At 61.0% G+C, this 9,356-nt stretch carries 8 protein-coding genes and 1 tRNA gene; all 9 read left to right on the top strand.

Features of this window, described 5'->3' with window-relative positions; genetic code table 11:
• The 9 genes from tuf to rpoB all read left to right on the top strand — a co-directional run bounded on the left by tuf (position 1) and on the right by rpoB (position 9,325).
• Positions 1-1,191, top strand: coding sequence for an elongation factor Tu (gene tuf, locus G3480_RS02160; protein ID WP_164652015.1), 1,191 nt, complete (start codon positions 1-3; stop codon positions 1,189-1,191).
• A gap of 59 nt (positions 1,192-1,250) precedes the next feature.
• Positions 1,251-1,326, top strand: a tRNA-Trp gene (locus G3480_RS02155).
• Between the two features lie 30 nt (positions 1,327-1,356).
• Positions 1,357-1,734: a preprotein translocase subunit SecE gene (gene secE / locus G3480_RS02150; RefSeq protein WP_164652025.1), complete on the top strand. Its 378-nt coding sequence runs from the start codon at positions 1,357-1,359 to the stop codon at positions 1,732-1,734.
• Positions 1,735-1,736: 2 nt separating this feature from the next.
• Complete coding sequence (gene nusG / locus G3480_RS02145) at positions 1,737-2,270, top strand: transcription termination/antitermination protein NusG (RefSeq protein ID WP_164652024.1); 534 nt, start codon at positions 1,737-1,739, stop codon at positions 2,268-2,270.
• A 163-nt stretch (positions 2,271-2,433) separates the two neighbouring features.
• Entirely contained in the window at positions 2,434-2,868 is a 435-nt protein-coding gene (rplK, locus tag G3480_RS02140) for a 50S ribosomal protein L11 (RefSeq protein ID WP_164652023.1), read from the top strand.
• Positions 2,868-3,563, top strand: coding sequence for a 50S ribosomal protein L1 (gene rplA, locus G3480_RS02135; protein ID WP_164652022.1), 696 nt, complete (start codon positions 2,868-2,870; stop codon positions 3,561-3,563). The genes rplK and rplA overlap by 1 nt, the downstream gene beginning before the upstream one ends.
• Before the next feature lie 382 nt (positions 3,564-3,945).
• On the top strand, positions 3,946-4,473 hold the full coding sequence (rplJ, locus tag G3480_RS02130) for a 50S ribosomal protein L10 (protein WP_164652021.1): 528 nt from the start codon (positions 3,946-3,948) through the stop codon (positions 4,471-4,473).
• Positions 4,474-4,531: 58 nt separating this feature from the next.
• Positions 4,532-4,912, top strand: coding sequence for a 50S ribosomal protein L7/L12 (rplL, locus tag G3480_RS02125; RefSeq protein WP_164652020.1), 381 nt, complete (start codon positions 4,532-4,534; stop codon positions 4,910-4,912).
• Positions 4,913-5,143: 231 nt separating this feature from the next.
• Positions 5,144-9,325, top strand: a complete 4,182-nt coding sequence (gene rpoB, locus G3480_RS02120; protein ID WP_164652019.1) for a DNA-directed RNA polymerase subunit beta — start codon at positions 5,144-5,146, stop codon at positions 9,323-9,325.
• Positions 9,326-9,356: the final 31 nt, after the last annotated feature.

Here is a 9,356-nt window from a genome sequence, read left to right as displayed (position 1 = left end):
ATGTCCAAAGCAAAATTCGAGCGTAGCAAGCCTCACGTCAACGTCGGTACCATCGGTCACGTCGACCACGGCAAGACCACGCTGACGGCGGCGATCACCATTCACCAGGCGAAGAAGTTTGGTGGTGAGGCGCGTGCCTACGACCAGATCGACAACGCCCCGGAAGAGCGTGAGCGTGGTATCACCATTGCGACCGCGCACGTCGAGTACGAGAGCGACAAGCGCCACTACGCGCACGTCGACTGCCCCGGTCACGCTGACTACGTCAAGAACATGATCACGGGTGCGGCGCAGATGGACGGTGCCATCCTGGTGTGCTCGGCCGCTGACGGCCCCATGCCTCAGACGCGCGAGCACATTCTGCTCTCACGTCAGGTTGGTGTGCCCTACATCGTCGTCTACTTGAACAAGGCTGACATGGTCGACGACGCTGAGCTCCTCGAGCTGGTCGAAATGGAAGTGCGCGAGCTGCTCTCCAGCTACGACTTCCCGGGTGACGACACCCCAATCATCACCGGTTCGGCGAAGCTCGCCCTCGAGGGTGACGAGTCTGAGATTGGCGGTCCGTCCATCGACAAGCTGATGGAGGCTCTCGACAGCTACATCCCTGAGCCCGAGCGTGCCGTTGACGGTGCCTTCCTGATGCCGATCGAGGACGTCTTCTCCATCTCCGGTCGCGGCACCGTTGTGACTGGGCGTGTCGAGCGTGGCATCGTCAAGGTTGGTGAAGAGGTTGCCATCGTTGGCATTAAAGACACCGTCAAGACGATCTGCACCGGTGTTGAGATGTTCCGCAAGCTGCTCGACCAAGGTCAGGCTGGCGACAACATCGGCGCCTTGCTGCGCGGCACCAAGCGTGAAGACGTTGAGCGTGGTCAGGTGCTGGCCAAGCCCGGCTCGATCACGCCGCACACCCACTTCGAGGCCGAAGTCTACGTGTTGAGCAAGGAAGAGGGCGGTCGTCACACCCCCTTCTTCAACGGTTATCGTCCGCAGTTCTACTTCCGTACCACGGATGTCACCGGCGCCTGCGAGCTGCCCGAGGGCATCGAGATGGTCATGCCTGGCGACAACGTCAAGATGACCGTCCAGCTGATCGCGCCGATCGCGATGGAAGAGGGTCTGCGGTTTGCGGTGCGCGAAGGCGGTCGGACCGTCGGCGCTGGTGTGGTTTCCAAGATTATCGAGTAAGATAGAGGTGCTTTCGATGCACGGCGTTCGGCTCCGTGCATCGCAAGTCCTTTCGTTTTAGGCCAGTAGCTCAATTGGCAGAGCAGCGGTCTCCAAAACCGCAGGTTGGGGGTTCGAGTCCCTCCTGGCCTGCCATTTTCCATCGCTTCGTTAACAGGCGATTTCATGAATTCACGTGCAGAGGCCCGTGGCTCCGGCTTGGATACCATCAAGCTGGCTGTCGCCATATTCTTGCTCGTCGCTGGCATCTTTGCCTTCTACTACTTTTCGGGCATCTCGACCCTTCTGCGGGTTGTGGGTCTCTTGGTCATCGGCGCTGGTGCGGCTGCAGTTGTCTTTCAGACGGAACTGGGGCGTCAGCTCTGGCAGTTCGTTGCCGATGCGCGCATGGAGGTCCGTAAGGTCGTTTGGCCATCGCGGCAGGAAACGTTGCAGACGACCTTGGTCGTCGTGGTCATGGTGATCGTCGTCGGCATCGTACTCTGGCTCTTCGATATGGTGCTAATGTCCATCTTGCGCTTCCTGACTGGTCAAGGGGGCTGAGGATGTCCAAGCGTTGGTACGTGATTCATGCGTACTCGGGGTTCGAAGGGCAGGTTAAACGCTCTCTTGAAGACCGCGTAAAGCGTGCCGGTCTCGAGGACTATTTTGGCTCGGTCTTGGTGCCGACTGAAGAAGTCGTCGAGGTGCGTGGCGGGCAGCAACGCAAGAGTGAACGGAAATTCTTCCCGGGCTACGTCCTGGTTCAGATGGAGATGACCGACGAGACCTGGCATCTCGTGAAGAGTGTCCCTCGTGTGATGGGCTTCATCGGCGGCACCGGTGATAAGCCTGCGCCGGTCCCGGATTCTCAGGCGGAGGTCATCCTGCGGCGTCTCGAGGAAGGCGGCGAGAAGCCCAGACCAAAGGTGCTCTACGAGCCGGGCGAGGTCGTTCGGGTTGTCGATGGGCCCTTCACGGATTTCAACGGCGTTGTCGAGGACGTTGACTACGACAAGAGCCGCGTCAAGGTTTCTGTTCTGATTTTCGGTCGCTCGACGCCTGTCGATCTCGAATTTTCGCAGGTCGAGAAAGGCTGATTTCTCTCCGGGGCGCGCTTCTGCCGCTCCGCAGCTCGCAGCAGTTTTCGTGGCTGGGTCTCACTTGCTGAGGTCTAGCTGATTTAGTCAGCCCCTGATCGGGGTTTTTTATGGGGAGCCAGCTCACGCATGGGCTGGCGCTTGCACCCGTTGGAGAAATACTGTGGCAAAGAAGATCAATGCCTACATCAAGCTGCAGGTGAAGGCCGGTGAGGCCAATCCGAGCCCGCCAGTCGGTCCGGCGCTTGGTCAGCATGGTGTGAATATCATGGAGTTCTGCAAGGCGTTCAACGCGCGCACGCAGGAACTCGAGAAGGGTATGCCGATTCCGGTCGTCATCACCGTCTACTCCGATCGCAGTTTCACCTTCATCACCAAGACCCCGCCGGCTGCGATCCTGCTGAAGAAGGCAGCGGGCATCCCCAAGGGCAGCGCGACCCCGAATACCGTCAAGGTTGGCACTGTCACGCGCGAGCAGCTCGAGCAGATCGCTACGACCAAGATGCCTGATCTGAGCGCGGCCGACATGGACGCGGCTGTGCGTACCATCGCTGGCAGCGCACGAGCCATGGGTCTGAATGTCGAGGGGGTGAACTGATGGCAGCTCTGTCCAAGCGCGTCCGCGCGATCCGTGAGCGTCTCGAGCATGGGAAGCTTTATCCTGCGGAAGAGGCGTTTACGCTTCTCAATGAAGTCTCTACGGTCAAGTTCGTTGAGAATATCGACGTCGCCGTGAATCTGGGTGTTGATCCTCGCAAGTCGGATCAGGTTGTCCGCGGCTCGACCGTTCTACCCCATGGTATCGGTAAGACGGTGCGCGTCGCCGTTTTCGCTCAGGGTGCTGCAGCCGACGCAGCGACCGAGGCGGGCGCGGACCGCGTTGGCTTCGAAGACCTAGCTGAAGAAATGAAGGCTGGGCAGCTCGCGTACGACGTCGTGATTGCGTCTCCGGACGCGATGCGAGTCGTGGGGCAGTTGGGCAAGATTCTCGGGCCGCGCGGTCTGATGCCGAACCCCAAGGTTGGCACTGTCACGCCTGATGTCGCTCAGGCTGTCAATAACGCCAAGGCTGGCCAGGTACGTTATCGCACCGACAAGGCGGGCATTATTCACTGCCCGCTTGGCAAAGCGGACTTCGAGCCCGTCAAGCTGCGGGAAAATCTTGAGGCCCTCTTGGGTAATCTGATGAAGGCCAAGCCGAGCGCGGCTAAGGGCGTCTACATGAAGAAGGTGACGGTCTCCAGCACCATGGGGCCTGGCGTGACCATCGATCATTCGACGCTAACCTTCTGATGGTTCGCCCTGGCGTTAGCTAGGGCTGCCCTTTCGAGAGCGACGAGAGGGGCTCAGGTGTCCTTACTGAGCCCTGCTTGGGTCTCTCAGTTCTGAGCGTTCAGATCACAGGCTGTGATGGCGGGTTTCGGGAAGAATCCCTCCGTGATTTTCTTTGAGGTCTCGGCAATGGCTGGAGACCGTCAAAGACCGTAGGTGCCTCAGTGTCCGATAGGACTTGGCTGCTGGGGCTTAATGCATCCAACGCCTGCGCAGACGGTGCTCCGGATTCAGATCGAATGCTGATGAAGGTGCACGACCCCGGTGAGGCGAGTCCCACTGGACGTGGTACTTGTCTCCCCGCCCGGCCAACGTCGGGTAATCAGTGGAAGAGGTGACGACAATGGCGCTGAGTTTTGCGCAAAAAGAAGCAATCGTCGCCGAAGTCGCGGAAGTCGCTAAGACCGCCTACTCGGCCATCGGTGCTGAGTACAGGGGCTTGACGGTCGGGCAGCTGACCCAGTTACGCGTCGAAGCACGCAAGGCTGGCGTCTACGTTCGAGTGGTCAAGAATACCCTGGCGCGGCGTGCGCTCGAAGACACGGATTTCGCCTGCATGCGAGATGGCCTGACTGGGCCGATGATCCTCGCTTTCTCGCAGGAAGATCCGGGTGCGGCAGCGCGCGTGCTCGAAGCCTTTGCAAAGGAGCATAACAAGTTTCAGGTGCGTCTCATCGCCCTGAGCGGCAAGCTGCTTGATCCCTCCGAAATTGGCAATCTTGCGAAGATGCCGACCTACGAACAGGCGATCAGCATGCTCATGGCCACCATGAAGGCTCCGGTACAGAAGCTCGCAGCGACCATCAACGAGGTGCCGGGCAAGCTCGTCCGCACCCTTGCCGCGGTTCGCGATGCCAAAGAGGCGGCCTAATCGGCCGTCTCCATTCATCAGCAATCCGATCTATAGTCTTAAGTTCTAGGAGAAGACCATGGCCGTTTCGAAAGACGAGATTCTCGAAGCGATTGGCAATATGACCGTGCTAGAGGTCGTTGACCTCATCAGCGCGATGGAAGAGAAGTTTGGCGTCACCGCGGCCGCTGCGATGGTGGCTGCCGCGCCTGGCGCTGGCGGCGGCGATGCCGCGCCTGCCGAAGAGCAGACCGAGTTCGACGTTGTGCTTGCTTCCTTCGGCTCGAACAAAGTGGGCGTCATCAAGGCAGTGCGGGCGATCACGGGTCTGGGCCTAAAGGAGGCCAAGGACGCAGTGGAAGGCGCGCCTACCACCCTGAAGGAAGGTATTTCCAAGGGCGAGGCCGAAGAGGCCAAGAAGCAGCTCGAAGAGGCTGGCGCCACTGTCGAAATCAAGTAACGGCGCGTTGCGTCGCAACCTTTTCGACCAGAAGAATTGGCTGGCGGCTGAGAGCCGCCGGCCTTTTCCCGTTGGGCTCGACGAGTCCAGCGACGAATTCTGCCTCGGTTGGTGGGGCGTAAGCCATGCCGACCGAGGCGCCGGATCGATGCTCGTTCCAAGCCGTCCGCAATCTGCACTCGTGTCCGCGCCCTGTCAGGGACCCACGCAAGCACCTCGAGGGAAGGCATAATGGCCTATTCGTTCACCGAAAAAAAGCGCATTCGCAAAGACTTCGGCAAGCGTCCCAGTATTCTGGACGTGCCGTTTCTATTGGCGACGCAGATCAATTCCTATAAGGAATTCCTGCAAGCCGACAGCGCGCCCAAGGATCGCTCGGACATGGGGCTGCACGCGGCCTTCCAGTCCGTCTTCCCAATCGAGAGCTACTCGGGCAATGCTGTTCTCGAGTATGTCAAATACCGGCTGGGCGAGCCGGTCTTCGACGAGCGCGAGTGCCACCTGCGCGGCGCCACCTTCGCGGCCCCCTTACGCGTGCTGCTGCGTCTGGTGATCTACGACAAGGAAGCCCCGGCCGGCTCCAAGGTGGTCAAGGATATCCGTGAGCAAGAGGTCTACATGGGCGAGCTGCCGCTCATGACGGAGACTGGCACCTTCATCATCAACGGTACCGAGCGGGTCATCGTCTCCCAGCTCCACCGCTCGCCGGGTGTGTTCTTCGATCACGACAAGGGCAAGACCCATTCCTCGGGTAAGCTGCTCTTCTCGGCGCGCGTCATCCCTTACCGCGGCTCCTGGCTCGACTTCGAGTTCGACCCCAAGGACAACGTCTTCGTGCGCATCGACCGTCGACGCAAGCTGCCGGCGACCGTGCTGTTGCGCGCCCTTGGTTATGGCGTGGAGGAGATCCTTTCGCGCTTCTTCGAGACCGATACCTTCCGCATCAAGGACCGCACGGTCACCCTCGATTTGGTGCCGGAGCGTCTGCGCGGTGAGACCGTCGGCTTTGATGTCAAGATCGGCGACGAGGTCCTGGTCGAATCCGGGCGTCGCGTGACCGCACGGCACATCCGTGAGCTGCAGAAGGCTGGTGTCGAGCGCCTCGAAGTGCCGGTCGAGTTCCTCATTGGTCGCACGCTGGCGCATGCTCAGGTGGACACCGAGACCGGCGAGGTCTTTGCCGAGGCCAACGAGCAGATCACCGCCGAGCTGCTCGAGACTATTTTGACTAAGGGCGTGGAGGCCCTCGAGACCCTCTTCGTCAATGACTTGGATCAGGGTCCCTACATCTCCGAGACCCTGCGCATCGATCCGACCACTAACGACTTGGAAGCGCAGGTCGAGATCTACCGCATGATGCGCCCGGGTGAGCCGCCGACCAAGGAAGCTGCCCAGAATCTCTTCAACAACCTCTTCTTCACCTCGGACCGCTACGACCTCTCCGCGGTCGGGCGGATGAAGTTCAACCGTCGCCTAGGCCGGCCGACGGAGGAAGGTCCTGGGGTTGTCTATGACGGTCGCTATTTCAGCGCCCGTTCGGACGAATTCTCGAAGTCGTTGTTCGCTGAGCAGGGCGAAGAGGTTTCCGACATCATCGACGCGCTCAAGGTGCTGGTCGAACTGCGCAACGGGCGCGGCACCGTGGACGACATCGACCACCTCGGCAATCGGCGTATTCGCTGCGTCGGCGAGATGGCGGAGAACCAGTTCCGCGTCGGTTTGGTGCGCGTCGAGCGCGCCGTGAAGGAGCGTCTCTCCCTCGCCGAGTCCGAGGGGCTGATGCCGCAGGAGCTGATCAATGCCAAGCCGGTCTCTGCGGCGATCAAGGAGTTCTTTGGCTCGAGCCAGCTCTCGCAGTTCATGGACCAGAACAACCCGCTCTCGGAAGTCACCCACAAGCGCCGTGTCTCGGCGCTCGGCCCGGGCGGTCTGGCGCGTGAGCGCGCCGGTTTCGAGGTGCGTGACGTTCACCCGACCCACTATGGCCGCGTCTGCCCGATCGAGACCCCTGAAGGTCCGAACATCGGTCTGATCAACTCGCTGGCCGTTTATGCGCGGACCAACTCCTACGGCTTCCTGGAGACCCCCTATCGCAAGGTCGAGGGTGGTCGAGTCGCCGATGAGATCAACTATCTCTCGGCGATCGAAGAGGGCAACTTCGTGATCGCGCAGGCCAATGCGACCCTCGACGAGGAGGGGTTGCTCAGCGACGCCCTGGTGTCCTGCCGCCACGCGAATGAGTTCACCATGCGTCCGCCGGAAGAGGTCCAGTACATGGACGTCTCGCCGCGTCAGATCGTCTCGGTGGCGGCCTCGCTGATTCCCTTCCTCGAGCACGACGATGCCAACCGGGCGCTCATGGGCTCGAACATGCAGCGTCAGGCCGTGCCGACGCTGCGCGCCGAGAAACCCTTGGTCGGTACCGGCATGGAGCGCGTGGTCGCCAAGGACTCGGGTGTCTGTGTGGTCGCGCGTCGCGGCGGTGTCATCGAGTCGGTCGATGCCGCCCGTATCGTCGTGCGCGTCAACGACGACGAGGCGATGAAGACTCCGGACGTGCCAGGCGTCGACATCTACAACCTGACCAAGTACACCCGCTCGAACCAGAACACCTGCATCAACCAGCGCCCCTTGGTGAAGCCGGGTGACGTGGTCGCGCGCCGTGACGTTCTGGCTGACGGCCCCTCGACCGATATGGGTGAGCTGGCCTTGGGTCAGAACCTGCGCGTCGCCTTCATGTGTTGGAACGGCTACAACTTCGAGGACTCCATCCTCATCTCCGAGCGCGTGGTGCAGGAAGACCGCTTTACCAGCATCCACATCGAGGAGCTGTCCTGTCTGGCGCGCGACACCAAGCTGGGGCCGGAGGAGATCACCGGCGATATCCCCAACGTCGGTGAGTCGGCGCTCTCCAAGCTCGACGAGTCGGGCATCGTCTATGTTGGCGCTGAAGTCCGCGATGGTGACATCTTGGTCGGCAAGGTCACACCCAAGGGTGAGACCCAGCTGACACCGGAAGAGAAACTGCTGCGCGCCATCTTTGGTGAGAAGGCGTCCGACGTGAAGGACACCTCGCTGCGTCTGCCCTCGGGCATGAACGGCACCGTGGTCGACGTCCAGGTCTTTACCCGCGACGGTGTGGATAAGGACAAGCGCGCCCTTCAGATCGAAGAGATGGAGCTGGATCGTGTCCGTAAGGACTTCGCGGATCAGCAGCGCATCATGGAGAACGACACCTTCGACCGCGTCGAGAAGATGCTGGTTGGTAAGGTGGCGGATGGCGGGCCGAACAACTTGCGTCCCGGCTCGACGATCACCAGCGAGTATCTCGAGGGGTTGAAGACGAAGTCCTCGCGGGATGCCTGGCTCGAGATCCGCATGCAGGATGAGGGGATCGCCACGCAGCTCGAGGCGGTCGCGGCTCAGGTCAAGCAGCAGCGCGAGGAATTCCGCGAGCGCTACGAGGTCAAGAAAAGGAAGATCTCCAGTGGCGACGACCTCGCGCCGGGCGTGCTCAAGATGGTCAAGGTCTATGTGGCCGTGAAGCGCCGCATCCAGCCTGGCGACAAGATGGCCGGTCGTCACGGCAACAAGGGTGTTATCTCCAAGGTCGTGCCGGTGGAGGATATGCCCTTCTCGGCCGACGGTGTCCCGGTCGATATCGTGTTGAATCCGCTCGGCGTGCCATCGCGCATGAACGTGGGGCAGGTCCTCGAGACGCATCTCGGTTGGGCGGCGAATGGGCTGGGCGACAAGATCAATCACATGCTCAAGCAGCAGGTCGCCGTCGCGGAGCTGCGCGCCTTCCTTGAGCAGGTGTACAACACCAGTGGCAAGCAGGAAGATCTGGATTCCTTCTCCGACGAGGACCTGGTCGAGTTGGCGCGTCACCTGATCAAGGGTGTGCCCCTGGCGACCCCAGTCTTCGACGGTGCAACCGAGGAGGAGATCAAGGCCATGCTCCGGCTGGCCGACCGCGATAACGTCGATCAGGGCATCCCGAGCGGCCAAACGGTGCTCTTCGACGGGCGTTCTGGAGAACAGTTCGAGCGTCCGATCACCGTTGGCTACATGTACATGATCAAGCTGAACCACCTTGTCGACGACAAGATGCACGCGCGCTCGACCGGTCCTTACAGTCTCGTGACGCAGCAGCCGCTCGGCGGTAAGGCACAGTTCGGCGGGCAGCGCTTCGGTGAGATGGAGGTCTGGGCGCTCGAGGCTTATGGCGCCTCCTACACCTTGCAGGAGATGCTCACGGTCAAATCCGACGACGTCAACGGTCGCACCAAGATGTACAAGAACATCGTCGACGGTGATCACCGGATGGAGGCGGGCATGCCAGAGTCCTTCAACGTGCTCGTCAAGGAGATTCGCTCGCTCGGTATCAACGTGGAGCTTCAGCAGGACTAGTGGACGCACCCGGGCGCGGTGCCGTATGAGC

Origin of the sequence: Thiorhodococcus mannitoliphagus (assembly GCF_010915725.1) — a bacterium.
Classification (GTDB): Bacteria; Pseudomonadota; Gammaproteobacteria; order Chromatiales; family Chromatiaceae; genus Thiorhodococcus; species Thiorhodococcus mannitoliphagus.
Note: the sequence above shows the minus strand (reverse complement) of the source record. Positions and strands in the feature narration are given on the sequence as shown.

What these genes read in the sequence shown, in the direction of transcription:
- tuf (WP_164652015.1), top strand. Translation starts at nt 1, where the DNA reads ATGTCCAAAGCAAAATTCGAGCGTAGCAAGCCTCACGTCAACGTCGGT.
- rplJ (WP_164652021.1), top strand. Translation starts at nt 3,946, where the DNA reads ATGGCGCTGAGTTTTGCGCAAAAAGAAGCAATCGTCGCCGAAGTCGCG.
- secE (WP_164652025.1), top strand. Translation starts at nt 1,357, where the DNA reads ATGAATTCACGTGCAGAGGCCCGTGGCTCCGGCTTGGATACCATCAAG.
- rplL (WP_164652020.1), top strand. Translation starts at nt 4,532, where the DNA reads ATGGCCGTTTCGAAAGACGAGATTCTCGAAGCGATTGGCAATATGACC.
- nusG (WP_164652024.1), top strand. Translation starts at nt 1,737, where the DNA reads ATGTCCAAGCGTTGGTACGTGATTCATGCGTACTCGGGGTTCGAAGGG.
- rplA (WP_164652022.1), top strand. Translation starts at nt 2,868, where the DNA reads ATGGCAGCTCTGTCCAAGCGCGTCCGCGCGATCCGTGAGCGTCTCGAG.
- rpoB (WP_164652019.1), top strand. Translation starts at nt 5,144, where the DNA reads ATGGCCTATTCGTTCACCGAAAAAAAGCGCATTCGCAAAGACTTCGGC.